This is a genomic window from Actinoplanes aureus (genome assembly GCF_015704865.1).
GTDB classification, from domain to species: Bacteria; Actinomycetota; Actinomycetes; order Mycobacteriales; family Micromonosporaceae; genus Actinoplanes; species Actinoplanes aureus.
On sequence record NZ_JADQTO010000002.1, the window covers coordinates 449,068 to 475,706 of the forward strand.

Genomic DNA, 26,639 nt, shown 5'->3' on the forward strand with positions numbered 1-26,639 from the left:
CCGAGGGGCGGCGTACGCCGCCGCCCCTCGGGCCTGGGAAATGCGACTACTTCGGGTCGCGGTTGAAGGTCGAGGTCGACCAGAAGTAGCCGAGCACCGCGAGTCCCACGCACCAGACGACCGCGAGCCACCCGTTGTGGCCGATCTCGCTGCCGAGCAGCAGGCCCCGCAGGGTTTCGATGGCCGGCGTGAACGGCTGGTACTCGGCGATCGGCTGGAACCAGCCGGGCATGGCGTCGACCGGGACGAACGCGCTGGACAGCAGCGGCAGCAGGATCAGCGGCATCGCGTTGTTGCTGGCGGCTTCGGCGTTCGGGCTGACCAGCCCCATGCCGACCGCGATCCAGGTCAGCGCCAGGGCGAAGAGCACGAGCAGCCCGAACGCCGCCAGCCACTCCAGGACGGTCGCGTCGGTGGACCGGAAGCCGATGGCCACGGCGACGGCGCCGACGAGGACCACGCTCATGACCGACTGCAGCACACTGCCGATGACGTGCCCGACGAGCACCGAACCGCGGTGGATCGCCATGGTGCGGAACCGGGCGATGATGCCCTCGGTCATGTCGTTGGAGACGGAGACCGCGGTGCCGATCACGGTGCTGCCGATGGTCATCAGCAGGAGGCCGGGGACGAGGTACGCGATGTACTCGGAGCGGCCGCCGCCCAGCCCGGCACCGAGCGTGTCGCCGAAGATATAGACGAACAGCAACAGCAGCATGATCGGCGTGAGCAGCAGGTTCAAGGTGAGGGACGGGTAGCGCCGCGCGTGCAGAAGGTTGCGGCGCAGCATCGTGGACGAGTCGCGTGCGGCCAGGGCAAGTGTGCTCATCGGACGGTCTCCTTGGGCTGGTCGGTGCTGGTCAGGGCGAAGAACACGTCGTCGAGGTCGGGGGTGTGCACGGTCAGCTCGTCCGCCTCGACGCCGGCGGAGTCCAGCCGTTCGAGGATGGAGCGCAGGTCGCGCTGGCTGCCGCCGCTGGGAATCTGCAGTGACAGCGACTCGTCGTCGCGGGTGCTGTCCGGCAGTGTGGCGACGGCTCCCTGATACGCGGCCGGGTCGGTGAAGCGGAGCCGGACGTGCCCGCCCGGGATGAGCCGCTTCAGCTCCTCGGCGGTGCCTTCGGCGGCGATCTTGCCGTCGTTGAGCACGGCGATACGGTCGGCGAGTTCGTCCGCCTCTTCCAGGTACTGAGTGGTGAGGAAGACGGTGACGCCGTCGGAGACGAGCTCGCGGATGATCTGCCACATGTTGTGGCGGCTGCGCGGGTCGAGGCCGGTGGTCGGTTCGTCGAGGAAGATGATCCGGGGGTTGCCGACCAGGGTCATCGCGATGTCGAGGCGGCGTTTCATGCCGCCGGAGTAGGTGGCGGCGGGCTTCTTCGCGGCCTCCACCAGGTCGAAGCGTTCCAGCAGTTCGGCGGCGGCCCGGCGGCCCTCGGGCTTGGAGAGGTGGTGCAGGTCCGCCATGAGGAGCATGTTCTCCTCACCGGTGATCAGGCCGTCGACGGCGGAGAACTGGCCGGTGACGCCGATCGCGGCGCGTACCGCCTGCGGGTCGGCGGTGAGGTCGTGGCCGCCGACCCGGATGGCGCCGGAGGCCGGGCCGGGTGAGATGAGGGTGGAGAGGATTTTGACGGCGGTGGTCTTGCCGGCGCCGTTCGGGCCGAGCAGGGAAAAGATCGTGCCTTCCGGAACGGCCAGGTCGACGCCGTCGAGCACGACCTTGTCGCCGTAGGACTTGCGCAGCCCGTGCGCTGCGATGGCCAGGTTGGTCATGGTTCTGCTCCTCAGAGACTGACTGCGGGCGAGATCAGAGGCTGCGGGCGTCGATGTCGCCGTGCGAGGTGGTGGCGCGGATGTCGAGGTCGGTCGTGCCGTCGTTCTTGAGGGCGTTGCTGACCCGGCCGTAGCCGGTGCCGGCGTCCAGGGCGGCCGAGACGCCGGCGGCGGCGGTGATCGAGATGTCGCCGGACTGGGTGGTGAGCACGACGGTGCCGCGGATGGCCTCGGCGATGCGGATGTCGCCGCGGGGGGTGCTGATCTCGGCAGAGCCGGTGAGCCGGCTGATCTCGATGTCGCCGTCGACGGCGGAGAGACGGACATCGGCGGCTTCGTCGATCTTGATCTGCCGGTAGGCGCCGTCGAAGGTGACGTCGCCGAGGCGGCCGACACCGCGCAGCTCGGAGCTCTCGGTCTTGGCCTCGACGCGGGAGCCGGCCGGCAGCTGGACGGTGACCTCCACGGATCCGGACGAACCGAAGAGCGGGTTCTTGGGCTCGGTGTGGATGCGCAGGACGCCGTCGGTGTAGGTGACGGTGGTCTGCTCGGCGGTCTGGACGTCGCGGCGCTTGCCGGGGTCGGCGGGCCGGACCTCGACGGTGGTGTCGGCGCGGTCGGCGGCGATGAGCTGGACGCGGCCGGCCGGGATGTTCAGGACGGTCGCGATCGGGGCGGGGGTGTCGAACTTCAGCATCGTGTTCTCCGGGGTTCGTCGCTCGTTTCTGACGTGAGAAACGCTACGTTGCGTTCAGATATCAGGCAACATGCTTGTTGCATCCGAGACGTAAATGCCCAGTTCAAAGGCAGTATTTCGTTGCAACGGCCTTGAAAGATAATGCAACGCCACGACTCAACGCGTTGCAATGGCTAGAGAGTGAACGCTATGCTGCGGTGGTCCAGCAAGGAGAAGGAGGCGGCGATGCCGGGAGGCAGGCTCACTCAGCAGGAACGCCAGCAGATCGCGTTGGGGCTGGCCGACGGGCTCGCCTACGCGGAGATCGCCAGGCGCATCGATCGGCCCACCTCGACGATCACGCGTGAGGTGATGCGCAACGGCGGGCCGACCGCCTACCGCGCCGACCTGGCCCACCACGCCACCGAGCGCCGCGCCCATCGGCGCAGGCAGTCCACGTCGCGGGGGTCACAGGCGCCCGCGCAGCCGCACGGGCGCGATACCGAAGCCGTGCGCGACTACGAGGACACCCTCGCCGCCGTCTTCATCCAATCGGGCTTGCCGAAGATGACGGCTCGGGTGCTCACCCGCCTCTACACCACCGACACGGGCACCGTCACCGCGTCCGAGCTCGTCCAGCACCTGCAGGTCAGCGCCGCGTCCATCTCCAAAGCGATCACGTTGCTCGAGAGCCTGGGTCTCGTTCGCCGGGAACGCGACGAGCGCCGCCGCGAGCGTTACGTCGTCGACGACGACGTCTTCTACCAGTCGACGATCGCCAGCGCCCGAGCCAACGCCCAGCTCGCGGAGACCGCACGGCAGGGCGTCAGCATCCTCGGCGCGGACACTCCGGCGGCGGTCCGCCTGGAGAGCATCGCCCGCTTCGTCGAGTTCATCGGCGAGAGCATCGTCCGGGCCGCGGAGCAGGCACGCGAGATCCTCTACACGAAAGCCGAGCGGTAACGGCTCAGGCCTTGCAGTTGTGCTTCTTCTTCCACGCCGTCACGGCCGCGACCGGGCTCTTCTGGCCGCCCTTGCGCCACGAGGTGAGGTACTTCGCGGGCCAGACCACACCCCGCCGCACCTTCCAGTCGCCGGTCTTCTTGCACGGCGGCGAGATGCCGTAGTGCAGGTGGCAGACGCCGCTGGAGTTGCCGGTCTTGCCGAGCTTGCCGATCACCTGACCGGCCTTCACCCGGACGCCCTTCTTGATGCCGGCCTGCACCTTGCTCAGGTGCGAGCCGTAGTAGCGAACCCCGTCGTCGCCCAGGATCGAGACGAACTTGCCGCCGTTGTTGGGACCGGCCGGCTTGCCGGGGACGTATCTGTCGACCCGGCTCACCTCGAGCACGACGCCGCTGGTCGTGGCGAGGATCGGCTTGCCGCAGGCGGCGAAGATGTCGGTGGCCGGGTAGCCGGCGTGGGTCTTGTGGAACGAGACGTTCTTCGCGCGTACCGGAAAGACGTATCTGGGTTTGGCGGCGGCCGCAGCGAGCTCGAGGTCCGTGGGAGCCGGCACCGGGGCGGGCTGTTGCACGGATTGCGGCGCCGCGGGCGCCGCCGCAGGCTGCCCGTCGCTGCCGCAGCCGGCGAGGCATGCGGCGAAGACCATCAATGCCGACAGTCTGGTACGAAGTCGCATCGCGCCACCTTAAGCGGAGAACAGGGCGCTGCGCTGTCCCGCCCTCACGCCGTAGCGGAGTCGTTACGACGAACCGGGTACGACTCGTCCTTTCGGTCGATCTTGGACCCGTCAATCGATCCGTACGCTCTTGATCATGCGAAAGTCTCGGATCGCCCCGGCGGCATCGATCCTTGTCGGCATCTCCGGGCTCGCCTTCGCGGTGAGCTCCGGCGTCGCCTCGGCTGACTCCCAGGCGCCCCTGGCGATCAGCTCGTTCGGTGACGTCGTCGTCGACGGGGTCCACAAGCGTGTCTTCATCAGCGATCCGGTAGCCGGAAAGGTCATCGCGACCGACTACAGCGGTGCGGTGGTCGGTCAGCTGACCGGACTGGGGTGGGCAAACGGTCTCGCCTTGTCCAGCGACTCCAGCCAGCTCTACGTGGCAGCGGGGCAGGCCCACGCGATCGCCGTCGTGCCCACCGCGACCTTGGCCGATCCGAAGCTCTACCCGGTCGGTGACCGGAATCCGTATTCGGTCGCGCCGGCCGGTGGAAAACTGTGGTTCGGGTACGCGGAGGGGTCCGCCGGCGGCTTCGGGTCGGTGGATCCGGCCGACTCCACTGTGCACCTGCATCCTTCGGAGAAGGCCGACGGTTTCGTCGACTCCGCACCGGTCGTCTTCTCCAGCCACGCGGCACCCGGCGTGCTGGTGGTGACGGCCGACGAGTCCACCAGCGGTGGCACCGCCACGGTGTATGACGTCTCGTCCGGGACCGAAGTCGTGACCGCTCGCAAGGTGGACCAGGGCAGTGCTATCGAGGAAACCGCCTTCACCGCGGACGGCGCACACCTGATCCGGGTCACCAGTGACGCCGAGTGGCAGGAGAGCGTCGCCGACCTGTCGACCACCGCGACCTACCCGGCGTTCGCCCGGGCCAACGGCGTCGACGTCGCCTCGGACGGGCGGGTCGCGATCTCGGTGGCGAACCAGACGACCGGCGACGACGTCTACGTTTTCCAGGGTGGCTCGACGACGGCCTCGCAGACGATTCGCCTGCCCGAGGCGGGTGGCGAGGCGCCGCCCGGCTCCGGCGGGCTGGCCTCCGACGGCATCCAGGACCGGGGAATCGCCTGGGAGCCGGGCGGCCCGCGCCTCTTCGCCGTCGCCAAGTACGACGGGGCCTTCCGACTCTGGGTACTGAACGGACCGACCACCCCGATCCAGCCCGTCCTGACCCTCACCGGGAACGGTTCGGTGCACGCCTACCGCGGCACGGCGTCCGTCATCGCACATCTGGGTGCCGGCGGCACCAATCGCACCGTGGAGATCTGGGCCGACCCGTTCGGCCCGGAGGTGAATCGGCTGGTCAAGAAGGGGACGGTCGACAGCAGGGGCAACCTCGTCGCCAGTTTCAAGCTGATCCGCAACACCACGTTCACCGCCAGGTTCACCGGCGACGCCGAGTTCGCCGCCCGTTCCGTCACGTCAACCGTCTACACCAAGGTCACGGTCAACACGACTGTGGCGAAGCACTACAAGACCGGCAAGATCGGATCGAGGAAGTACTTCTACTTCCACAAGACGGCGACCCCGAAGTTCACCACCACGATGACCGCGTTCCCGGGGCGCAAGCAGCGGCTGGTGGTCGAGTACTACGCGAAGGGCAAGTGGCGCGCCTGGAGCATGAAGGACGCCGCGCTCAGCTCCAGCGGCGTCTCCACCGTGAAGTTCTCCGGCAAGCACCCGCTCGACGTCCGGTTCCGGGTGCGGGCCTCCTACATCAAGGGGATCACCGGCGACAGCGTCAACTGGACGATGCACGGCACGTGGCAGTACTTCACCTTCCGCAAGTAGCGAATAAGGGTTGCCGTCCGCGGCGTCGACACCCGTACGGCGACGTTCCGCGCCTGGCCGCCGACGTCGCGATGGTCTTCCAGGACCCGGACGCCCAGATCGTCATGGCGACGGGCCGGAGAACCTGTGCCTGCCGGCGGACGAGGTGCTGGTCCGTGCCGAGGAGGCGCTGCGCCGGGTCGGTCTGTGGGAACGCCGCCACGACGATCCGGACCACCTCTCCGGCGGTGGGCGGCAGCGGCTGGCGATCGCTTGCGAGCTGGCGTTGCCTACGCCGGTCCTGGTGCTCGACGGCCCGGCTAGAGCCACGCTCCTCGATCATGTCGAGCAGCTGGGCGAGCTGGGCGTGTGGCTTCCGGTCGCATCGCTGGCGGCGCTGCGCCTGCGTACCGCCGGGATCCGGCTGGATCCGCTGCCGCTGACCCCGGGTGAGCTGGCCACCGCGCTGTACGCGGTGCCCGATCTGCCGGCATTGCGGTCCGGCGCCGGCGAGCAGGACGCGGGCCATGTGGAAGAAGCGATCCGGGTACGGGAGCTGACCGTCCACCGCGGATCGAAGCCCGTCCTACGAGACGTCTCCCTCACCATCGGCCTAGGCGAGTTCGTCGCGGTGGTCGGTCCCAACGGCGCCGGCAAGACCACCCTGGCGCAGGCGATCGCCGGCGTCAGCACCACCCGGCGGGGCGCGATCACGGCCGGCCGGGTCGGCTTCGTCTTCCAGACCCGGAGCACCAGTTCATCACCGGCCGCGTCGAGGACGAGCTGGCCTACGGCCTGCGGGTACGCCGGGTGCCGCCGGCCGAGATCGCGGCCCGCGTCGACGACCTGCTCGACCGTCTGGACCTGCGTGAACTCCGGGACGTGCACCCGTTCCTGCTCTCCGGCGGGCAGAAGCGCCGGCTGTCCGTCGGCACCGCGCTGGTGACCCGGCCCCGGGTCCTGGTGCTGGACGAGCCGACGTTCGGCCAGGACCGGGAACGCGCCGCCGAACTGCTCGACCTGCTGGCCCGGCATGCTGGCGAACCATCCCGGGTGGCGAGGGCTGACCCGCCTCGCCGATCTGCCCGGACAGGTGCGCCCGGTGGAGTCGGCGCCGTGACGGATTCGGTGTTCGCGCTGCGCTCGTACAACCCGGTGGTTAAGGTTCTCGCGCCGATACCGGTCATGGTCGTGGTGATCGGCTCGCGGGACCTGTGGACACCGGCCCTGTTCGCCGCCACCGCGATGATCATGTTGCTGGCCGGCGGCCGGCTGACCGGCCGCACGCTGGCCTGGGTCCTGATCGGCCCGCTCGTACTGCTGGCGGTGATGACCGTGTCGTTCGGCGTCTGGACCGATCCGGCGCGGGTCGGCGACACCACCCGGCTGCTCGACGCCGGCCCGTTCACGCTCTGGTCCGGTGCGCTGACCACCGGGCTGGCGACCGGCCTGCGTGTGGTGTCCCTGATGCTCTTTGCGCTGGTCGCGGGCCTGACCACGGATGGCAACGATCTGGTCCGCTCGATGATCGCGCACCTGCGGATGCCGTACCGGATCGGGTACGCGGGGTTCGCGGCGATGCGGTTCGTCCCGCGGTTCCACAGCGGCCTGGAGGTCATCCGCCTGGCTCACCGGGTGCGCGGCGTCGACGGCGGCCGTGGACCACTGGCCACCGTGCGCCGCTACGGGGGATACACGGTGCCGTTGCTGGCCGTGGCGATCCGGCACGGCGACCGGGTCTCGCTGGCGATGGAGGCCCGCGGGTTCGGCGCCTACCGGACCCGTACCGAACGGCTCCGCGTTCCGCTCCGCGTCCGCGACGCCGTCCTGGTCGTCTGGCTGCTCGCGCTCTGCTACCTCGTCCCGAACGTCTGCGTCCCCTACCTGTATGGAGCCCTTGGATGAGACTTTCCACCCGCTTCCTCATGGCCTGCGCGGCCATCGGTGTACTGCTGCTGCCCGCGAACTTCGTGGCCGCCGCCATCGCGTCCGCGGTTCCGCTGGCGTACGCCGCCATGCTCGGTGTCTGGCTGATCGGGCCGGTGGCCGCGACCGGTGTCGCCCGCGGCATCGCCCCGGCCCGGCGCCCGGTGACCGCCCCGCCGGCGGCCTGATCACGGCGCGGCCCGGACACTCGCCACCGGAGCCGGCGTGGGCGCCGACGTCCGGGCGAGGAGGAAGGCACCGGCACAGAGCACCAGCGTCCCGATGATCGCCACGATGACCACGAGGATCGGCCAGAGTCTCCGCTGCCGGGGCGGAGGCGGCAGGAACTGAGGCCGAGCCGCGGCCGGAGCGGCCGGCCCGGCCTCTTCGGCGGCGGCCCGGGCGATGACCTCCGGGTCGCCGAGCCGATCGAGGATCTCGCGGACCTGCGCCTCATTCTCGTCCAGCAATTCGGCGCGGCCCGCCGCGATGTGCTCGGTCAGGTCGCGGATGAGTTCGTCGCGCCGCTCCGGCGGCAGGCCGGCCGTCGCCCATGACACTCGGGTCAGGTACTCCGCGACTAGCGAGTCGTTGCTTTTGATCATCTCTGCTCCGTCCCCAAGATCCGGTCAACCCCGGAGCGGAAGGTCGTCCACTGCACGCGGAACTGGTCGAGGGCCAGTCGGCCGGTGGGTGTCAGCGTGTAATAGCGGCGCGGCGGGCCGCTCGATGACTCCCGCCAGCCGCTGGCGATCCGCCCGGCGCGGCGTAGCCGGGATAGCAGCGGGTACATGGCGCCCTCGCTGGTGGTCAGCCGCAACTCGTCGCTGACCGTGCGGACCAGCTCCAGGCTGTACATCTCCTGTTTGTCGAGCAGGGCAAGCACGCAGTACTCCAGGGTTCCCCGCAGCAGGGCGGTGGTGGACGGCTCCTCACTCACGTACCCACAGTACCTTGCCACGCAAGGGTCAGGTGGGACCTGACAAACCCCAATCGTCAGGCGTAACCTGACGCCATGTCGAACCGTGACGATGTGTGGACCCAGATCGACGCCGATTCCCCCTACACCGACGACGCCCGTGCGCTCGTCGTGCTGGCGACGATCGCTCGTGAACTCTCCGACTCGGCCCGGGCCCTCGTCGCCGCGAACGGCCGGCCCGAGCCGACCCTGGTGCGGGAGGCGGCCCGCGTGGTCGCCAACGCTGAACGGCTGTTGGCCGCGTCGGTCGTCACCTGCCGAGCCGCCGGAAATTCGTGGAAGGACATCGGCGACTCGCTCGGTGTCACCAAGCAGACGGCGCAGGGCCGCTTCACCTCGGCCGTGGAGCAGTGGGAGGACGCGCTCGCCAAGCCGGAGGCGATCGACGAGTCCGGGCGCCGCTACTCCCGGCTCCCGCACGGCGCGGTCTTCACCGCGGCGGTCGCCGCCGAGCTCGACGGCTGGGCCGTCCGGCATCGCGAGGCACACCAGTTCGTGCCCCGGGACAACCCGAACTCGCCGCTCTCGGCCGGCCTGCGGCGGATGGGGCCGTTCGAGGAGCAGCTCGACATCAGCAGCCGGCGCCGGCGCCTGCTCGAGGACCACATCTTCCCCGCCGCCCAGCTCGCGCCGCTCTACGACCGGGAAGCCGTGCTGCACGAGCGGCTCGCCGACGCCGGCGTCGACCCGGCCGCCAACCGCGCGGCCGCGGACAAGGCCCGGGCCCGGGCCGAGGAGTGCCGGGAGCACCTGGCCAAGACGTACCCGCCGTTGACGATCGACACCCCGAGCGGACCGCGCATCGCCGCCACCTGGGAGGCGAGCGTCGGCAAGTACCGGTGCCCGGTGTGCCCGGCTCTGAACGGCACCACGGCCGCGGCCATCAAGCACGCGGAGACGGGCCACGAGCTCCCGGTGCCGCCGGGTCTCTGATCGCCGAAAGCGCTAGTGGACGAGCCCGTTGCGTAGAACGCAACGGGCTCGTTGCATCCTCCGTTCGGCTGAGGTCGCGTCGGAACGGTACCGTCCTATACTTCGATGATCTTCCCCACGAGTCCCTGGGACAGGCCATGATTTCCGTACGTACCCGGTTCCTTGCTGCCCTGATCGCCCTGGCGCCCGCCGCTGGGCTGCTGGTCGCCTCGCCCGCTCAGGCCGCAGGCACCTCGATCAAGGTGAAGTCGGTATCGGTGAGCACCTCCACCGTCGTGCTCGGTGCCGGCACCGGCTGCAAGAAGATCACGTTCAAGGCGAAGCTGAACAAGGCAATGCCGAAAACCTCCTCAAAGCTCGGCCTGGTCGGCATCGATCTGTACGGCCCCGGCAACAAGGTTGTCGGCGGCGCCATGTTGAAGCGTGTCGGCTCGACCACGACCTACAAGGGCGGCCTGGAGCTCTGCAGCGACGGCGCCCTGGGTAAGTACCGGGCGGAGACCTACGGCATCATCCTCACGAAGGACTTCGAGATCACGGCCACCACCAACAAGATCAAGAAGTACCTCTTCCTGAAGCGGCCCTCGAAGCTCACCTTGGACGCCTCGCCGGAGCCGGTGGTCAAGGGCCAGACGCTCACCGCCACGGGCGCCCTGGCCATCGACGGCAAGGCCCTGGCCAACGCCAAGGTGAAGATCTACTTCAAGGCGAAGGGCGCGAGCTCCTACAAGTTCAAGGGCACGGCCGTCACTGACGCCGCCGGTAGCTACACCAAGCAGTTCACCGCGACCAAGAACGGCACCTGGAAGGCCGTCTTCGCCGGTAGCAACAGCCGCGACAAGGCCGCGGCCGTCGACGTGATCAAGGTGAAGAAGTAGGGCTCAACCCCTGGCCTTCGATGCGGGTCTGGACACCGCTGCCTTCCCATGAGGATCATGAACGAAGACAGCGGTGTCGTGCCAGGTCCCGAAGCATCAGGAAGGACGAGCCGACATGACCGGATTCGCAGCGCGCATCCGCCGGGCCACCATGGTGGAGCATCGTGCGGCCGAGAGTCGCAGCTTCATCTCCCGCCTGATGGCGGGTACCGTCCCGCTGGCCGGGTTCGCCGAGCTCACCGCCCAGTACCTGGCCGTCTACCGGGAGTTGGAGGCGGCGGCCGGCCTGATGCGTACCGATGCGGTGGCCGGCGCCTTCGCGGATCCCGCGCTGTTCCGGGTCGCCGCTCTGGAAGCGGACCTGGCCCACCTGTATGGACCGGGCTGGAAATCCGCCCTGACGACGCTCCCCGCGACCGAGCACTACACCCAGCGCCTGCGCGAGTACTGCCGGACCTCGCCGGGCCACTTCATCGCCCACCACTACGTCCGCTACCTCGGCGATCTCAGCGGCGGCCAGCTGATCGGCCGCTCGCTGGCGGACAAGTACGGCCTCGGCCGGGCCGGCACGTCGTTCTACCGTTTCGAGCAGATCCCCGACCCGCGCGCCTACAAGACCGCCTACCGGGAGCGCCTGGACGGGCTCGACCTGCCGGAGGACGAGCTGGGCGGCGTGGTGGCCGAGGCCCAGCTGGCCTTCGCCTGCAACGGCGCCATCTTCCAGGAGCTCGGAGCCGCCTACCCGGACGACCTCGCCCCGGCCGCCTGACCGGTCGCTAGCCGGTCAGGGCGGTCAGGGCGGTCAGGTCGCGGAGCAGCTCCGAGGCGGCGACCGGGTCCAGGCGGCTGAGCGGCATCCGGCGGCCGGTGCCGTCGTGCAGGTAGATCTCGGTCAGTTTCTGCTCCGGGAAGTTGTCCGGCGCGCTCACCGCGATGCCCGGCTCGAGCTCGACGGCGATCTCCAGGCCGGCGGCGACGGGCAACTCCATGCGGTTCTGTATGCCGGCGTCCTGCGGGCTGTCGCGTCGCCAGCCGTGGCGTTCCAGCTCGAGCAGTCCGGTGGTGGGCACCGTGAGGTTCTCGAAGCGGGTGAGCCGATCACCCGTCGCCTCCTCCGCGGTCAGGACGTAGACCGGGCGGCTGAGCTGCGGGAACGGCTGAACGATCTGGTGGTCGGCGAACATCTTGACCCAATCGGCGACCGCCTCGGCGAGATGAAGCGGGTGCGCGACGCCGACGATCGCGGAGTCGCCGCCCACTGTGGGTAATGAGGCGACCCGGAACGCGCCGGCCAGGGCTCCGGTCTCGTCGTAGGTGCCCCAGACCAGCCGCCGGACGAGGTGCCGGAGCAGCGGGTGGCCGGCCAGGAACTGCCGGAACTCGGCACCGCTCCAGCGGCGGCCGGTGACCATGGCCCGCTCGAACCGGCGTAGCTGATCGGCGGCGACCGCCCGGACGTCCTTCTTCAACGCCGTGAACTGCTGATAAGCGGCCGAGGCCAGGTCGCCGTCGTCGTCTGCGCCCGGTTTCGGGAGTGCCGTGAGCTGCTTGCCGGCACCGTCCGTCACGTACGGCCGGAGCTGCTCGTCGAATCCCACGACGAACTGCCGCGGCCCGTAGTCCAGCCGCAGACTGCCGTCGGCGTCCAGACCGAAGTCCGGGACCAGCCGGTCGCCGAGCTGCTCCGCGCTGAGACCGAGTGCGGCCGCGACCTCGGACATCTTCTGCTCCGCCGCCGACTTGAGTCCCTTGAACCTGGCCCGCTGCGCGATCCCGTGCAGGTGCGTGAGGGCGATGTCGCTGCCGATCGCGGCGAGGACGTCGACGCCGGCGACGGCGTTGGCATGGCCGTTCTGTCCGGGCCACGCCAGGATCACCGGGGTGAGACGGCGAACCGTCTCGTCGTCACCGAGCAGGCCGAGCGCGGCGAGGGCCCAGTTCTCCTTGGCGCCGGCGCCGGACGCCTGCCAGCGCTGGAACACCGCCCAGGCGAATTCGGCGAGGTCGGCCGGCTCGCACGCCTGCCGGACGATCTCCAGCCCGGCGTACGGGTCGTCGAGTGTGGAGATCGACAGCATGGTGAGCAGGTGGCCGGCCGCCGCGGCGGGCAGCGCGCCGGAGCCGTTCCGCAGGCGTACCGGCGGCAATGTGGCCGGGACGGCCCAGGCCGGGGTGGGCGGCATCTTCGCCGGCAGCACTGTGAGCGGGTCGGTGGCCAGCAGGGTTTCGATCGCGGCCGCGACCTCCGGCCGGTAGGCGGTACCGGCCGCGCGGACCGCGTCGGCGGGCAGCGCCAGCAGAGCACGTTCGGCCTGGCGGCGGGCATTTCCGGCGGTACCCAGCGCGGGCGGGACCAGTGCGCGCGCGGCCTCGGCGGGATGCCGCTGCAACCAGGTCTGCGCGATCCGGCGCAGGCTCTTCAGCCGGGCCAGCCAATCGGCCATCAGGACCGCGATCTCCGGCGAGGAGCAGGGCAGGAGCAGGCCGGCGGTGTCCGGTGACGCGCGCCGGGCCAGGTCGAGGGCGGCGGGCAGGGCGTCGAGCTCGAACCGGGCGATGACGACACGCATCCAGGAGCCGGCCTCCCAGGTCTCGGTGATCCGCCACCCGGCGAGCAGCGGGCGGGCCAGTTCGTCCGGCGCGCCGGTGAAGAACTCGGCCGGCTCGTACCAGTACGCGGAGCCGGCGGCGATCCCGGCGGCGATCTCCGGCCAGGACCGCGTGCCGTCGCCGTACCGCGTGAACGAGGTGTCCCGCCAGGCCTCCCGTTCGCCCGGCAACCAGCTCACGGTGGCCGGATCGGTGCAGGTCAAGCCGGCGATCACCACCGGTTTGGCGGGCTTGGCGGGATGCAGCCACGGCGGGTCGGTCAGCAGCGGGGGCAACGCGGACACGGGAGCGACTGTCATCGATTCAGTTTGGCCGATGACCTGCCCGGCGTCCGAACCGGGCTGGCACCGCCCGGCCTGGATCTGGGATCATCCGGCGATGTCGGACAACACGCGGCAGCACCGTCTGGCCACCATGCGGGCCTGCGACCGGATCCTCTCCGGCATCCGTCCGGTGACGATGCGGGAGCGGCTCGCCGACCTGGACGCCGGTGGTGACCTGGACGGTCTGCCCGACTTCTACGGCGACGGGCCGGTGACCGTCCTGGAGAAGCGGGTGGCGGAGCTGCTCGGCACCGAGACGGCGGTCTACTTCCCGACCGGGACGATGGCGCAGCAGGTGGCCCTGCGGTACGGCGCGGACCGTACCGGCCGCTCGGCGGTCGCCCTGCATCCGCTCGGGCATCAGGAGATGCACGAGCGGCACGCGTACGCCGATCTGACCGGACTGCGTGCCGTCTGGTCCACACGCGAGCCACGAAACCCGACGGCTGCCGAGATCGCCGCGCTGGAGGAGCCGGTCGGCACCGTGGTCGTCGAGCTTCCGCTGCGGGACGCGGGATTCGTCCTGCCGACCTGGTCCGAGCTGACCGCGGTGAGTGTGGCGGCGCGGGAGACCGGGGCCCGGGTGCACTTCGACGGTGCCCGGATCTGGGAGTCGACGCCGTACCTGGGACGTACGTTGCGCCAGGTCGCGGCGGTGGCCGACAGCGTCTACGTCTCGTTCTACAAGTCCACCGACGGCATCAGCGGCGCGGCACTCGCCGGCGGCGCGGACCTGGCCGTGTACGCCCGGTCCTGGCGCCACCGGTACGGGGGCAACGCGTTCCAGCAGTGGCCGGCCGCGCTGTTCGCGCTCTCCGGGCTCGCTCGGGAGCTGCCGAGGATCCCCGGATATGTACGGCACGCCCGTACGGTCGCCGCCGCGTTGTCCGCCCTGCCCGGTGCGCGGGTGTACCCGCTGCCGCCGCACACCCACCAGTTCCGGCTCTGGCTGCCGTTCCCGGCGCGGGAGCTGGACGCCGCCGCGCTGGCCCTCGCCGAGCAGGAGAAGGTCTGGTTCGTCGGCGGCTGGCGGGACAGCGAGGTGCCGGGGTACGCGATGACCGAGTTCACGGCGGCGGCAGCGGCTCTGGAGTGGACCGCGGCCGACGTCACCGAGGCGGGACACCGCTTCCTGCGCAGGGCCGCGGGCTGACCACCTGCCTGGGCCCGGCGGTCGCCGGGCGGCCGGGAGTGCGGCCTGGCTCGCGGGGCTCGGCGGGACTGTGGGATCACGCGTACTTCGCATTGGTCTCTTGTCGGAAGGCGGTTTGTAAGCCTACGCTGCCAGCAGCAGGAAAGCGCTTTCCTACAGATCGCTCGGAGGAGTCGCATGGCAGCGCGCAGATCGATCGGAATCGTCATCAACGGGGTGACCGGTCGGATGGGCTATCGGCAGCATCTGGTCCGTTCCCTGCTCGCGATCCGCGAGCAGGGTGGCGTTCCGCTCGCCGGAGGTGGGCACATCTGGCCCGAGCTCGTCCTGGTCGGCCGGGACCCGGACAAGCTCGCCGCGATCGCGGCCCGGCACGGGCTGACCGAGTGGACCACCGACCTGGACGCCGCGCTGGCCCGCCCGGACGTGGAGATCTACTTCGACGCACAGGTCACCGCGCAGCGGGAGAAGGCGATCCGCCAGGCGATCGCCGCCGGCAAGCACATCTACACCGAGAAGCCGCTCGCGGAGAGTTCCACGGCCGCCGAGGAGCTGGCCGAGCTGGCCGCCACGGCCGGGGTGCGCAACGGTGTGGTGCAGGACAAACTCTTCCTGCCGGGGCTGCGCAAGCTGAAGCGGCTGATCGACGGCGGCTTCTTCGGCCAGATCCTCTCGGTGCGCGGCGAGTTCGGCTACTGGGTCTTCGAGGGTGACTGGCAGGTCGCCCAGCGGCCGTCGTGGAACTACCGGCTCGCCGACGGCGGCGGCATCGTGATGGACATGTTCCCGCACTGGAACTACGTGCTGGAGGAGCTGTTCGGCGCGGTCCGCGGGGTGCAGTGCACGACCGCCACGCACATCACCAAGCGGGTGGACGAGCGCGGCGAGGAGTATGTGGCCGACGCCGACGACGCGGCGTACGCGATCTTCGAGCTGGAGGGCGGCATCGTCGCCCAGCTCAACTCCTCCTGGGCGGTCCGGGTGAACCGGGACGAGCTGGTCGAGTTCCAGGTCGACGGCACGCTCGGCAGCGCGGTCGCCGGCCTGCGCGGCTGCAAGATCCAGCACCGGGCGACCACGCCGAAGCCGGTGTGGAACCCGGACCTGCCGCTCACCGGTGCGTCCTTCCGGGACCAGTGGACCGAGGTGCCGGACAACGACGAGTTCGACAACGGCTTCAAGGTGCAGTGGGAGGCTTACCTGCGGCACGTGGTCGCGGGCGAGCAGTTCCACTGGGACTTCGCGTCCGGCGCCCGCGGTGTCCGGCTGGCCGAGGCGGGCCTGCAGTCGGCGCGCGAGGGCCGACGGATCGAGCTGGCATGAGCATCGTCAACCTGCCCGACGGGCGCACGCTGACCCTGGCCGGTGACCAGGCCTGGCCGAAGCCGGCGAACCCGCCGGCCAGCCGGATCGCGTATGCGGCAGCGCACGTGGTGGCCGACCCGCGCGCGGAGAACGCGCCCGGCGCGCCGGCCGTCCTCGACTGGGAGACCACCCTGGCCTTCCGGCACCACCTCTGGTCGCACGGATTCGGTGTGGCCGAGGCGATGGACACCGCCCAGCGCGGTATGGGCCTGGACTACGCGGCCACCAGGGAACTCATCCGGCGCAGCGCGGCTTCGGCCGCCGCCGCCGGCGGCAGGATCGTGGCGGGGGTCGCGACCGATCAGCTGCCGCCGGGTCCGGCGACTCTCGATCAAGTGCGTGCGGCGTACGCGGAGCAGCTCGCCGATGTCCTGACAGCCGGAGCCGCGCCGGTGCTGATGTGCAGCCGGCACATGGCAGCGACGGCTCAGCACGCCGACGACTATCTCAGCATTTACCGTGACTTGCTGGAGCAGTCGGACAAGCCGGTTGTGCTGCACTGGCTGGGCACCGCGTTCGACCCGGCGCTGGAGGGCTACTGGGGCTCGTCCGACGTGGACAAAGCCACCGAGACCGTCCTCGAGCTGATCAACGCCAACCCGGCCAAGGTCGACGGGATCAAGATCTCGCTGCTCGACGCCGACCACGAGATCCGGCTCCGCCGCCGGCTCCCGGCCGGGGTCCGCCTCTACACCGGTGACGACTTCAACTACCCGGAGCTGATCCGCGGCGACGACCAGGGCTATTCCGACGCGCTGCTGGGCATCTTCGCCGCCATCGCGCCGGCCGCTGCAGCCGCGCTCGCTGCCCTGGACCGGGGCGAGCTGGACGAGTATGACCGGATCTTCGCGCCGACCGTGCCGCTGTCCCGGCACATCTTCAAGGCGCCGACCTTCTACTACAAGACCGGCATCGTCTTCCTGGCCTGGCTCGCCGGGCATCAGAAGCACTTCACCATGGTCGGCGGGTTGCAGTCCGGCCGGTCGGTGCCGCACTTCGCCAAGCTGATCGAGCTGGCCGACGCGGCCGGCCTGCTGCCCGATCCATCGCTCGCGGCCCACCGGGCCAACAGGTTCTTCGAGGTGGTAGCGGGATGAACCGGTTCTCCTTCAACCAGATCACCGCGAAGCACTGGGCGCTGACCGATCTCGTCAAGGGCTGCGTCGATGCCGGCGTCGACAAGGTGGCGCTGTGGCGCGAGCCGGTCACCGAGTACGGCCTGGACCGCTCCGCCGCCCTGGTCCGCGACGCCGGGCTGTCGGTCACCACGCTCTGCCGCAGCGGCTTCTTCCAGGCACCGGACTGGTTCGACGACAACCGCCGGGCCATCGACGAGGCCGCCGCGCTGGACACCAAGGTGCTGGTCCTGGTCTCCGGAGGCCTGCCCGAGGGGTCGAAGGACATCGCCGGCGCCCGCGCCCACGTCGCCGACGCGATCGCCCAGCTGGTCCCGCACGCGGCCGCCGCCGGGGTGACGCTGGCGATCGAGCCGCTGCACCCGATGTACGCCGCCGACCGCTGCGTGATCAACACCTGGGACCAGGCTCTCTCCATCGCCGAACAGCACCCGGTGGGCCAGGTCGGCGTCACCGTCGATACGTACCACCTGTGGTGGGACGACACCGTTCTCGGCAAGATCGAGCGGGCCGGCGACCGGATCGCGATCTACCAGCTCGCCGACTGGATCACCCCGCTGCCGGCCGGCGTGCTGACCGGCCGCGGACTCCCTGGCGACGGCTGCGTCGACATGCGGGCCTTCCACCAGGCGGTGGCCAAGGCCGGCTACACCGGGCCGATCGAGGTCGAGGTGATGAACGAGGAGCTCTGGCAGCGCCCGGGCCCGGAGATCCTGGCGGCGACGATCGCCGGGTACCGCTCGATCTGACGCGGTGTTCCTGACTCCGGGGCCGGGGGTGGGTCAACGGCGACCACGCTGCCGGTCCCGGTTCTCCCCTTCGGATGATCTTGATGGAGGCGCCGGGTCGTAGTCTCATCACCAGGGCTTTCGAGGAGGCTGACAGGTGGACGCGGCGCACGGCCCGGGGATCGACACCCCGGCCGGGTACACCCGCCTGCAGCGGACCGGGACCGGCGCCGGGGCGGACGTCTACCGGGCCTGGGACGAGCGGGCCGGCCGGTGGGCCGTACTGAGGCTCTTTCACCGCTATCTCGGCGGCCGTGCCGAGGAGGCCGCCTTCGCCGCCTACTGCGCCGCCACGGTCCAGCTCGGCCGTAATCCGTCGATCGTGCCGGTCCGGTACGGCGGGATCACCGCCACCGGCCGCCCCTGGCTCGCACTCGACCTGGTGGACGGCCGCACCCTCGCCGAAGCCGAGCCGCCGTCCCCGGCCGAGTCGCTGCACCTGGTGATCATCCTGGCGGACGCCCTGGCCTGGGCGCACTCGATGCGCCCGCCGATCGCGCACGGCCGGTTGCGGCCGGAACACATCCTGCTGGACGCCTCCGGCGCTCCGCTGCTCACCGAGTTCGCCGCCCCGATCGGTACCTCCGCCCCGGCCCCCGGCGACGACGTGGTGCAGCTGACCCTCCTGCTGTTCCACCTCCTCACCGGCCATGTGTGGCCCGGCGGGGACGACCGGGAGATCTCGATCTGGCCCGGGCTGTCCCTGCTCGTCGACCAGGCACTGGCACCGATTCCGCAGGTGGACACCATGGCGGAGTTCGCGGTCCGGCTGCGCGAGGTGCGGCGTGCCGCAGGCGTTCCGCAGCCGGCCGCACCCGAGGCACCGCCGGTGGTGCCGCCGGACACCGAACTGCCGCATCGCAAGATCGTCCGTCGCGGATGGGCGGCCCTGCTCGCTCGGACGATTTTTCGGACCGATTCGGGGCTGCGCGATTGATCGACGGCCATTAAAATCTGGCCACCGTGCGGCAGTTGGCCGCCGGAGCACGGGGAGGATCCACAATGGTTCGTTCCGTCTGGCTGCCCCGGGTCGCACTGACCCTCTTCACCACCGTCTCCGCCGCGGCGCTCGCCGCGCCCGCGCAGGCCGCTGCCGTGGCCGGCTTCGCTTCGGTGTCGGGGACGACGGTGCAGTACAAGGCAGCGAAGGGTAAGCAGAACAAGGTCGTGGTGACCCGCTCGGGGAACACGGTCACGATCGACGACCGGGTCGCGGTCAAGCCCGGCAAGGGCTGCAAGGCGGTCAAGCGGGACAAGACCAAGGTCAGATGCACGACGTCCAAGGCGCCGGGCCGGGTCCGGGTCTACACGTACGACCGGGCCGACTCGATCCGTAACAGCACGAGCCTGCCGATCTACGCGGACGGTGGCACCGCCGCCGACACCATCGTCGGAGGTCCGGCCTCCGACCGGCTGGACGGTCAGAGTGGCGCCGACAAGATCTACGGTGGCGGCGGCAACGACGTCATCGAGGGCTGGACCGGTGCGAACCAGATCTGGGGCGGCTCCGGCGAGGACCACATCCGGGTGTGGACCGGCGCGAACGTGATCTACGGCGGCGCTGCGAAGGACACCGTCTGGGGCAGTAACAGCGCGGACCGCATCTATGGCGAGGCCGGGCGCGACGAGCTCTTCGGGCAGGGCGGCAACGACGTCATCGACGGTGGCGCCGACCGTGACTACATCCTCGGTGAGGACGGCGTCGACGTCCTGTACGGCGGTGCCGGCAACGACTACCTCCGCGGCGACTACGGCAACGACACGCTGCACGGCGGGGACGGCGTCGACGAGCTGCACGCCGAGAACGGCAACGACCGGGTCTACGGCGGTGCCGGCGACGACCAGATCTACGCGAACGCCATCCAGAACGACGGGGACAAGGAAGGCCAGGGCGCGGACTACTACTCCGGCGGTGCCGGTATTGACCGCGTCAGCTACGGCTCCTACCTCACCTCCGCGGTCACCGCGGACGCCGACGGCCTCAACGGCGACGACGGGGCGGACGGGGAGGGCGACACCATCGCGACCGACGTGGAGACCATCTGGGGCGGCTCCGGCGATGACAAGCTCTACGGCCGGGACGCTCCCGACACGCTGGTCGGCGGGGCCGGCGACGACCGGTTGCAGGGCAACGGGGGCTATGACGTTCTCTACGGCGACGGCGGCGACGACTACCTCGACGGCGGCAACGACGGCGTGTTGGACGCCCTCGACGGCGGCGACAACTACGACAGCTGCCACCACTGGGACATGGACGAGCTCGGGGACTGCGAGCGGTACATCACTCCCTAGGTCCGGTGAGTGCGGAGCTCCACCAGGAGTCCGTCACGATCGGTGAGCACCGCTCCGAGGATGCGCCGGCCTGCCGCGAGCAGGTCGGCGACATCCGGGGTGCTCAGGGCGTACATCACCAGGGCGCCCTCGCGAAACGAGACCACGATGCCGGCCCGGCGCAGGACCGCCAGCTGCTGCGACAGGTTCGACGCCTCCACGTCGATCTCGGCGAGCAGGTCGCGGACCGGTTTCGGGCCGTCCTGGAGCAGCTCCAGCACGCGGATCCGGACCGGGTGGCCGAGGGTGCGGAACATCTCGGCCTTCGCCTGATACAGCGGCACTGACACGGCGTCCCCTCCTGGCTCTCCCCATCGCCCAACTGCGGGGACGCCGGCGCGGTAACGGCATGTGCGGATATTCGGAGTTGCAGAACTCTTCAACTCGGGGATCACACAGACAATTGATCCCACGGGATGAAGCGGTCGAGCCGGACAACAGGTGCGACCCGATCCGGCCGGAGTCGTCCACGCTCGGCACAGACCTGAGCGAGCGTGTAGGAGGACCCGAGATGCCGGACATGGACGTAGCCCTCAAGGACGCGATGCAGATCGACGGTGCCATCGGCGCCGCGCTCGTCGACCGATCGAGCGGGATGGCGCTGGGCGTTTCCGGGGGCGGCCGGGACTTCGATCTGACCGTGGCGGCCGCCGCCAACACCGAGGTGATCCGGGCGAAGCTGCGCACCATGGAGATGCTCAACCTGCGCGAGAAGATCGAGGACATCCTGGTCACATTGGACTCGCAGTACCACCTGATCCGGCCGCTGACCGGGCGGTCCGGGAAGGGACTCTTCCTCTACCTGGCGCTGAACAAGGACCGGGCCAACCTGGCGCTGGCCCGGCACCAGCTCAAGCGGATCGAGGGAAACCTGGACATCTGAGCGTCGCTCCTGGTGGAGACTGGGCCGGGAGGTGGTCCAGGTGCTCGCTCCGCCGATGGCCGAGATCCGTACCGCGATGATGATCCAGCAGTGGCGGCAGCTGACATTCCTGCACTGGCGCTATCCGGCCGAGGCGGTGCGCCGGCTACTGCCGGCGGAGCTCACCCCGCACACCATCGACGGTGAGGTCTGGGTCGGGCTGATCCCGTTCCTGATGTGCGACGTACGGCCCCCGAAGATCCCCGAGATGCCCTGGTTGTCCCGTTTCCCCGAGACCAACCTGCGCACCTACGTGCAGGGGCCGGACGGTGGCACCGGCATCTGGTTCTTCTCCCTCGACGCGGCCCGGTTGCCGGCCGTCGCGGTGGCCCGGGCCGGCCTCGGCCTGCCCTACCGCTGGGCCCGGATGTCGCTGCGCGCCGCGGGTGACGTGATGACGTACGAGGGCACCCGGCTGGCCGAGCCACGCGGCGCCGGCTACCGGATCCAGGTCCGCTCCGATGCCGAGTACCCGGAGCCGGAACTGGGCCCGCTCGATCATTTCCTGACGAGCCGGCACCGGCTCTACACGGTGAAGATGGGCCGCCTCGTCACCGTGGACGTCTGGCACCCGCCGTGGCAGCTGTACCGCGGCGAGGTCCTGGAACTGCGGCAGAACCTAACGGAGGCGGCCGGCCTGCCCCGCCCGCACGGCGCCCCGCTGGTGCACGTGGCGCCCGGGGTGCGAACCCGGATCGGGCTTCCGAGGATTCTCCGCTGACGATTCGCACACCAGTTCGAGTTATCCACAGCCTGTGTGCTCAGCCTGTGTGTTTCTTCAGCGGCAGCGGCTCAGCCCGGCACCGGTGAGCCGGGGTAAGGCGGCGGCGCGTCCGGTGAGCAGCAGGAGCAGCGCCTCGATCGGGCCGCTCACCTCCGGGCCGGAGCCCACCGACCAATCCGTGTCGATGGCGGTCAGCCGAATGCCACGGAACCGCCGGCGAGCCCAGAACGGCCAGCCCATGGTCCACACCCGGGTGGCACCGGCCGCCGCGGCCTCCGGCGGCATCGACAGCCTGCGGCCGAGCGGAACGGCGATGTCCTGCGCGTGCACCATCACGTCGAAGAGCATGTTGCGGTAGTTGGTGACCGCCGGCAGGCGCCGCGATCCGGCATGCTCGCGCAACTCGGCGACCAGATCGGCGGTGGGGCGGGCCGCGTACCGCACGGCGAGGTCGTGATTGAGCCGGTGAAAGCGGCCGCCGGCCCGGAGCGCCTCGGCCGCCATGGTGAGCGTGCCCGGCGGCTGCGGTGCCATCGCGACATGCGCGGCGACATCGCGCACGCGCCAGCCGGCACAGAGCGACGGCGTCTCCCACTCGTCCGCGGTCAGCCCGGCCAGCAGGTCCGCGACCGCGCGCCGCTGTTCGGCGATGACGGTCCAGCTTTCGTCTCGGTCCATGGCCGCCCCTCCCGATGGATTCAGTCAGATTCTCTGACTATTATCGTCAGAGAATCTGACGAACAGTCAAGGAGTCGTCACATGCCGCAAGACGATCTGAACGTCGGCCTGCTGATGTTCATCGCCTACCGGGAAATGGAGCGCCGCGTCCTCGACGCGGTGGTGGCGGCCGGATTCGACGACATCACGCTCGCCCAGGCACGGGTCTTCCAGCGCATCGGGCCGGACGGCACGCGGCTCGGCGAGCTCGCCGAGCAGGCCCAGGTGACCAAGCAGACCGCCGGCTTCCTGGTCGACCAGCTGGAGCGCGCCGGATATGTCGAGCGGGTCGCGGATCCCGCCGACGCCCGCGCCAAACTGGTCCGGATCGCCGAGAAGGGCCGGGCCGCCGGTTCGATCGCCGGGCGGACGGTCGCCGAGGTCGAGGCCGAGTGGCACGCTCACCTGGGCAGACAGCGGATGGATCAGCTGCGCGAGGCGCTCTCCCGGCTACGCGAGATCACTGATAGGTACGCCCGGTGAACCGGCGGTTCACCAGCGCCCAGGTGGCGGGCAGCAGAGCGGCCGCGAGCGCGGTCTTCAGCACATCACCGAAGAGGTACGGGATGAGCCCCTTGGTGACCGCCGTGGTCAGGTCCATCCCCGTGGCGAAGGCGAGCCAGGGCACCCCGACCAGGTAGATCAGCACGTTCCCGGCGGCCATCAGCGCGATGGTGAGCCCCGGCCGGCGGTCCGCGCCCAACGCCGCGAGCTGGCCGGTCAGGGCCGCCGCGACGATGAATCCGAGCAGGTAGCCGGCCGTCGCGGCGGGCCAGCCGGCGCTGCCGTCGGCGAACCAGGGCACGCCGAGCACGCCGGCCACCAGGTACACCAGCATGCCGGCCGCACCGCGGTAAGCGCCGAGGGTGGCGCCGACCAGCAGGACGGCGAAGGTCTGGCCGGTGATCGGCACCGGGGTTCCAGGCACCGGGATCGCGATCTGCGCGGCGGCGCCCACGGTGGCCGCGGCGCCCACGACGAGGACCACGTCACGCACCAGGGAGCGGCCCCACACGTCCGCCAGAACTCCGGTCGGGCGTCCGGGTACCACCGTGCTGAATACGCCGTCGGTCACGTAAGTCCCTCCTGTGCCTTGGAGGGAACCCTAGATCGCAACCGCCCGGAAGGGCAGTGCTGAAAAGTGAATGTGATGTTGTGGTGATCGCACAAACCAGAGGTGGTCAGCCGCCCACTTCGCTGATCTCGACGAGTGGTGCGCCGTTCCACCACTGGGCGTGCAGGACGAAGCTGCGCGCGGTCGAGGTGAAATAGATCGCCAGGTTCGTGTCGGAGCCGGTCTTCTGCACCGTGTATCCGTCGGCGGGAGTGGCGGTGACCAACGCGACGGTCCCCGCGCTGGTCATCTTGATGACGGCCTGACCGCCGTCACAGCGGAACGAGCGCACGTACGTCTTCACGCCGTCGTCACCCATGGTGACCGTCCAACCGTTCTCGGTCGTCGTCGACGGCCTCGTGGTGGCGGGTGGGGCCGGCGCGGTGGTGGCGGCCGGCTTCGACGACGGCTTGCGGCGAGTCTTGGACGGAACCGCACGCGACGGCTCGGACGTCGAGGACGAGGCAGACGGTGCCGGGTGTTCCGGAGCGGCCGGTGCGGGCGCCGGTGGGCTGGTCGTGGTGACCGCCACCTCGGCGGCCGGCAACTGGTCGAGATCCGGCAACTCGTCGTCGGCGCGGGCCGCGTTCAGCACCGGGGAGAGCGCGAACGAGGAGAGCACGATGCTGGTCGCGGTGGCCACGCACCACCCGGCTATCGGCAGCCACCTGGAAGATCGCACGCGGCCATCCTCTCACCTGGCCCTATTGTTTGCGCCATGGCGTTGATCCTGTTGGTCGAGGACGACCGCATCATCACGGCCGCGCTGACCCGTGCGCTGACCGACGCCGGGCATGTCGTACGCCCGGTCGGCCAGGCCGCCCAGGCATTGCGGATCGTCACCCAGGAACGGCCGGACCTGGTCATTCTCGATCTTGGGCTGCCCGACATCGACGGCACCGACGCGCTGCGGATGATGCGTACCGTCTCCGACGTGCCGGTCATCGTCGCCACCGCCCGGCGGTCCGAGGCGGACATCATCGCCCTGCTCCAGGCCGGTGCCGACGACTACGTGACCAAGCCGTTCTCCGGCGGGCACATCCTGGCCCGGATCTCGGCGGTGCTGCGGCGGGCGCGGACCACCACCGAGGAACAGCCGAACGCCATCACCGTGGGTGAGCTGGTGATCAAGCCGAGGCAGCGCCGGGTGGAGTTGCGGGGTGAGCCGTTGCAGCTGACCCGGCGCGAGTTCGACGTGCTCGCGTACCTCGCCGAGCGGGTCGGCCAGGTGATCAGCCGGCGCGAGCTGATGAACCAGGTCTGGCAGCAGGCCCGGATCGGTGAGGAACAGACCATCGACGTCCACATCTCCTGGCTGCGCCGCAAACTGGGCGAGACCGCCGCGAAGCCTCGCTTCCTGCACACCGTCCGAGGAGTCGGAGTCATGATGGTCGATCCCCAATGAACCTTTTTCAACCTGGCAACGGGCCCGAGGGTTCCGGGTCGTTGGCCGGCGCCGGCAGCAGCGGCCCTGGCCACGTTGAAAAAAGTTCAATGAGGTGGGCGCTGAACCGCCTGGCGCTCGCCATCACCTCGATGGTCGCGCTGGCGTTCCTCGTGCCGCTGGCGGTCGCGGTCCGGCAGATCGCCTACGACCAGGCCATCTCCGAGGCCCGGCAGCAGGCCACCGCGATGGTGACCGTGCTCGGGGTGGACAACGACCTGGTGGCGCTCACCAACGCGGTGGCCAGCACCGCCGCGGGCAGCGCCGGGCAGCTCGCCATCCATCTGCCCGGCCTGGAGCCGATCGGCACCTCGCATCTCACCGACGCGACGGTGCGGCGGGCCGTGCAGGAACGGCGGTCGGCGACCGCGGAGGCGACCGGCGGCATCGCCTATCTCCAGCCCACCGTGCTGACCGACGGCCGTACCGTCGTGGTCGAGGTCTTCGTCCCGGCGGAGGAGACCCGGCGCGGCGTCTGGTCGGCCTGGCTCGCCCTCGGCGGGCTGGCGATCGTGCTGGTCGGCGGCTCGGTGCTGCTGGCCGACCGGCTCGGCGGCCAGCTGGTCAAATCCACCCGCCAGCTCGCCGCGGCCACCCGCCGCCTGGGCGGCGGCGAGCTGAACGAGCGCATCACCCCGACCGGGCCGCGCGAGCTGCGCGACGCGGCCCGGGACTTCAACACCATGGCCGACGATCTGCGCCGGCTGCTGGATCGCGAGCGCGAGCTGGCCGCCGACCTTTCCCACCGATTGCGTACGCCGCTGACGGGTCTCCGCCTCGATGTCGAGGCGATGCCGCCCGGCCCGATCGCCGAACGGATGCGGCAGGCCTGTGACCTGCTCGACGAGGAACTCGAAGCGATTATCACCGGGGCCCGGCTGGGCAGTATCGAGACCCGCGGCACCGAGGAGTGCGACCTGGTCGAGGTGCTCGCCGACCGGCTGGCCTTCTGGTCGGTGCTGGCCGAGGACCAGGAGCGACCCTGGGAGGTGGTCGGCGGCAACGAACCGGTCATGGTCCCGATGCCGCCCAGCGAGGTGATCCTGGTGGTGGACGCGCTGCTGGGCAACGTCTTCTCGCACACCCCGGACGGCACCGCCTTCCGGGTGAGCGTCTCGGCCAGCGGGCTGCTCGTCGACGACGCCGGCCCCGGCATCCCCGACCCGGAGAACGCGGTGAAACGCGGCTTCAGCGGCGCGGGTTCGACCGGTCTGGGTCTCGACATCGTCCGCCGCGCTGCCGAAACCGTCCGTGGGCAGATGGTCATGGACCGTAGTCCGCTCGGCGGCGCACGGATTGGATTCCTGCTCCACGCCGCCCCTGCCGAGCCCGTCGCACGCTTTCATAAGGGTTTTCGGTCGCCTTAAGGCTCCGTTATGGCAGCTC

Annotated in this window: 29 protein-coding genes and 1 pseudogene; 19 read left to right on the top strand and 11 right to left on the bottom strand. The window is 70.2% G+C overall.

Annotated features, from left to right (window positions below):
• Positions 1-46: 46 nt before the first annotated feature.
• From I4J89_RS05050 to I4J89_RS05060, 3 genes are read right to left on the bottom strand one after another with little or no spacing between them, the layout of a single operon-like run.
• Positions 47-829 carry an ABC transporter permease gene (locus I4J89_RS05050; protein WP_196412618.1) on the bottom strand — a complete coding sequence of 261 codons (783 nt, stop codon included), beginning with the start codon at positions 827-829 and terminating at the stop codon, positions 47-49.
• Positions 826-1,776, bottom strand: a complete 951-nt coding sequence (locus I4J89_RS05055; RefSeq protein WP_196412619.1) for an ATP-binding cassette domain-containing protein — start codon at positions 1,774-1,776, stop codon at positions 826-828. Before I4J89_RS05055 ends, I4J89_RS05050 begins: the two co-directional genes overlap by 4 nt.
• A 34-nt stretch (positions 1,777-1,810) precedes the next feature.
• On the bottom strand, positions 1,811-2,473 hold the full coding sequence (locus tag I4J89_RS05060) for a DUF4097 family beta strand repeat-containing protein (protein WP_196412620.1): 663 nt from the start codon (positions 2,471-2,473) through the stop codon (positions 1,811-1,813).
• A 225-nt stretch (positions 2,474-2,698) separates the two neighbouring features.
• Between I4J89_RS05060 and I4J89_RS05065 the strand changes: the two genes are divergently transcribed.
• Complete coding sequence (locus I4J89_RS05065; protein ID WP_196412799.1) at positions 2,699-3,415, top strand: MarR family transcriptional regulator; 717 nt, start codon at positions 2,699-2,701, stop codon at positions 3,413-3,415.
• Positions 3,416-3,419: 4 nt separating this feature from the next.
• Here the strand turns inward: I4J89_RS05065 and I4J89_RS05070 are convergent, their stop codons facing one another.
• On the bottom strand, positions 3,420-4,094 hold the full coding sequence (locus tag I4J89_RS05070; RefSeq protein WP_196412621.1) for a M23 family metallopeptidase: 675 nt from the start codon (positions 4,092-4,094) through the stop codon (positions 3,420-3,422).
• Positions 4,095-4,230: 136 nt separating this feature from the next.
• Between I4J89_RS05070 and I4J89_RS05075 the strand changes: the two genes are divergently transcribed.
• From I4J89_RS05075 to I4J89_RS05090, 4 genes and pseudogenes are all read left to right on the top strand, one after another.
• Positions 4,231-5,931: a YncE family protein gene (locus I4J89_RS05075; protein WP_196412622.1), complete on the top strand. Its 1,701-nt coding sequence runs from the start codon at positions 4,231-4,233 to the stop codon at positions 5,929-5,931.
• 145 nt (positions 5,932-6,076) lie between these two features.
• Positions 6,077-6,568, top strand: a pseudogene (locus I4J89_RS05080) (ATP-binding cassette domain-containing protein); the annotation flags it as partial.
• A gap of 152 nt (positions 6,569-6,720) precedes the next feature.
• The gene (locus I4J89_RS50765; RefSeq protein WP_309238188.1) at positions 6,721-7,815 is read left to right on the top strand and encodes a CbiQ family ECF transporter T component; all 1,095 of its coding nucleotides are present in this window, start codon (positions 6,721-6,723) and stop codon (positions 7,813-7,815) included.
• Entirely contained in the window at positions 7,812-8,024 is a 213-nt protein-coding gene (locus I4J89_RS05090; protein ID WP_196412623.1) for a hypothetical protein, read from the top strand. The genes I4J89_RS50765 and I4J89_RS05090 overlap by 4 nt, the downstream gene beginning before the upstream one ends.
• Here I4J89_RS05090 and I4J89_RS05095 read toward each other — a convergent pair whose 3' ends face one another.
• Both I4J89_RS05095 and I4J89_RS49310 read right to left on the bottom strand, forming a co-directional pair.
• Positions 8,025-8,441 (bottom strand): HAAS signaling domain-containing protein, encoded by a 417-nt coding sequence (locus I4J89_RS05095; protein WP_196412624.1) that lies wholly within the window; start codon positions 8,439-8,441, stop codon positions 8,025-8,027.
• Positions 8,438-8,776: a PadR family transcriptional regulator gene (locus tag I4J89_RS49310; protein ID WP_309238189.1), complete on the bottom strand. Its 339-nt coding sequence runs from the start codon at positions 8,774-8,776 to the stop codon at positions 8,438-8,440. Before I4J89_RS49310 ends, I4J89_RS05095 begins: the two co-directional genes overlap by 4 nt.
• Before the next feature lie 75 nt (positions 8,777-8,851).
• Between I4J89_RS49310 and I4J89_RS49315 the strand changes: the two genes are divergently transcribed.
• The 3 genes from I4J89_RS49315 (at position 8,852) to I4J89_RS05115 (ending at position 11,395) form a co-directional block, all read left to right on the top strand.
• Positions 8,852-9,748, top strand: a complete 897-nt coding sequence (locus I4J89_RS49315) for a hypothetical protein (RefSeq protein ID WP_230858328.1) — start codon at positions 8,852-8,854, stop codon at positions 9,746-9,748.
• 137 nt (positions 9,749-9,885) lie between these two features.
• The gene (locus I4J89_RS05110) at positions 9,886-10,626 is read left to right on the top strand and encodes a hypothetical protein (RefSeq protein WP_196412627.1); all 741 of its coding nucleotides are present in this window, start codon (positions 9,886-9,888) and stop codon (positions 10,624-10,626) included.
• A 115-nt stretch (positions 10,627-10,741) separates the two neighbouring features.
• A complete protein-coding gene (locus tag I4J89_RS05115; RefSeq protein WP_196412628.1) occupies positions 10,742-11,395 on the top strand; it encodes a biliverdin-producing heme oxygenase in 654 nt (217 codons plus the stop codon).
• A 7-nt stretch (positions 11,396-11,402) separates the two neighbouring features.
• Here the strand turns inward: I4J89_RS05115 and I4J89_RS05120 are convergent, their stop codons facing one another.
• Positions 11,403-13,535, bottom strand: a complete 2,133-nt coding sequence (locus I4J89_RS05120; RefSeq protein ID WP_196412629.1) for a DUF4132 domain-containing protein — start codon at positions 13,533-13,535, stop codon at positions 11,403-11,405.
• A gap of 79 nt (positions 13,536-13,614) precedes the next feature.
• Here I4J89_RS05120 and I4J89_RS05125 point away from each other — a divergent pair, with 79 nt between their 5' ends.
• From I4J89_RS05125 to I4J89_RS05150, 6 genes are all read left to right on the top strand, one after another.
• Positions 13,615-14,712: a threonine aldolase family protein gene (locus I4J89_RS05125; protein WP_196412630.1), complete on the top strand. Its 1,098-nt coding sequence runs from the start codon at positions 13,615-13,617 to the stop codon at positions 14,710-14,712.
• Positions 14,713-14,889: 177 nt separating this feature from the next.
• On the top strand, positions 14,890-16,035 hold the full coding sequence (locus I4J89_RS05130; protein WP_196412631.1) for a Gfo/Idh/MocA family protein: 1,146 nt from the start codon (positions 14,890-14,892) through the stop codon (positions 16,033-16,035).
• Positions 16,032-17,174, top strand: a complete 1,143-nt coding sequence (locus tag I4J89_RS05135; protein ID WP_196412632.1) for a dihydrodipicolinate synthase family protein — start codon at positions 16,032-16,034, stop codon at positions 17,172-17,174. The genes I4J89_RS05130 and I4J89_RS05135 overlap by 4 nt, the downstream gene beginning before the upstream one ends.
• Positions 17,171-17,962, top strand: coding sequence for a sugar phosphate isomerase/epimerase family protein (locus tag I4J89_RS05140; protein WP_196412633.1), 792 nt, complete (start codon positions 17,171-17,173; stop codon positions 17,960-17,962). The genes I4J89_RS05135 and I4J89_RS05140 overlap by 4 nt, the downstream gene beginning before the upstream one ends.
• Positions 17,963-18,098: 136 nt before the next feature.
• Positions 18,099-18,938, top strand: coding sequence for a protein kinase family protein (locus tag I4J89_RS05145; protein WP_196412634.1), 840 nt, complete (start codon positions 18,099-18,101; stop codon positions 18,936-18,938).
• A gap of 65 nt (positions 18,939-19,003) precedes the next feature.
• The gene (locus I4J89_RS05150; protein ID WP_196412635.1) at positions 19,004-20,293 is read left to right on the top strand and encodes a calcium-binding protein; all 1,290 of its coding nucleotides are present in this window, start codon (positions 19,004-19,006) and stop codon (positions 20,291-20,293) included.
• On the opposite strand, the gene I4J89_RS05155 is transcribed toward I4J89_RS05150, so the two are convergent.
• Positions 20,290-20,622, bottom strand: coding sequence for an ArsR/SmtB family transcription factor (locus I4J89_RS05155; protein ID WP_196412636.1), 333 nt, complete (start codon positions 20,620-20,622; stop codon positions 20,290-20,292). The two genes, I4J89_RS05150 and I4J89_RS05155, sit on opposite strands and share 4 nt — an antisense overlap.
• Positions 20,623-20,843: 221 nt before the next feature.
• Here I4J89_RS05155 and I4J89_RS05160 point away from each other — a divergent pair, with 221 nt between their 5' ends.
• Positions 20,844-21,215, top strand: coding sequence for a hypothetical protein (locus I4J89_RS05160; protein ID WP_196412637.1), 372 nt, complete (start codon positions 20,844-20,846; stop codon positions 21,213-21,215).
• Positions 21,216-21,255: 40 nt separating this feature from the next.
• Positions 21,256-21,975, top strand: a complete 720-nt coding sequence (locus I4J89_RS05165; protein ID WP_309238190.1) for a YqjF family protein — start codon at positions 21,256-21,258, stop codon at positions 21,973-21,975.
• Between the two features lie 57 nt (positions 21,976-22,032).
• On the opposite strand, the gene I4J89_RS05170 is transcribed toward I4J89_RS05165, so the two are convergent.
• Positions 22,033-22,656, bottom strand: coding sequence for a maleylpyruvate isomerase family mycothiol-dependent enzyme (locus I4J89_RS05170; RefSeq protein ID WP_196412638.1), 624 nt, complete (start codon positions 22,654-22,656; stop codon positions 22,033-22,035).
• Positions 22,657-22,737: 81 nt separating this feature from the next.
• Between I4J89_RS05170 and I4J89_RS05175 the strand changes: the two genes are divergently transcribed.
• Positions 22,738-23,178 carry a MarR family winged helix-turn-helix transcriptional regulator gene (locus I4J89_RS05175; RefSeq protein WP_196412639.1) on the top strand — a complete coding sequence of 147 codons (441 nt, stop codon included), beginning with the start codon at positions 22,738-22,740 and terminating at the stop codon, positions 23,176-23,178.
• Here I4J89_RS05175 and I4J89_RS05180 read toward each other — a convergent pair.
• Positions 23,156-23,770 carry a biotin transporter BioY gene (locus I4J89_RS05180; protein ID WP_196412640.1) on the bottom strand — a complete coding sequence of 205 codons (615 nt, stop codon included), beginning with the start codon at positions 23,768-23,770 and terminating at the stop codon, positions 23,156-23,158. The two genes, I4J89_RS05175 and I4J89_RS05180, sit on opposite strands and share 23 nt — an antisense overlap.
• 106 nt (positions 23,771-23,876) lie before the next feature.
• Entirely contained in the window at positions 23,877-24,491 is a 615-nt protein-coding gene (locus I4J89_RS05185) for a DNA mismatch repair protein MutL (RefSeq protein ID WP_309238191.1), read from the bottom strand.
• A 36-nt stretch (positions 24,492-24,527) separates the two neighbouring features.
• On the opposite strand from I4J89_RS05185, the gene I4J89_RS05190 reads away from it, so the two are divergent.
• Both I4J89_RS05190 and I4J89_RS05195 read left to right on the top strand, forming a co-directional pair.
• A complete protein-coding gene (locus I4J89_RS05190) occupies positions 24,528-25,214 on the top strand; it encodes a response regulator transcription factor (protein ID WP_196412641.1) in 687 nt (228 codons plus the stop codon).
• Between the two features lie 89 nt (positions 25,215-25,303).
• On the top strand, positions 25,304-26,620 hold the full coding sequence (locus I4J89_RS05195) for a sensor histidine kinase (RefSeq protein ID WP_196412642.1): 1,317 nt from the start codon (positions 25,304-25,306) through the stop codon (positions 26,618-26,620).
• The last annotated feature ends 19 nt before the right edge of the window (positions 26,621-26,639 follow it).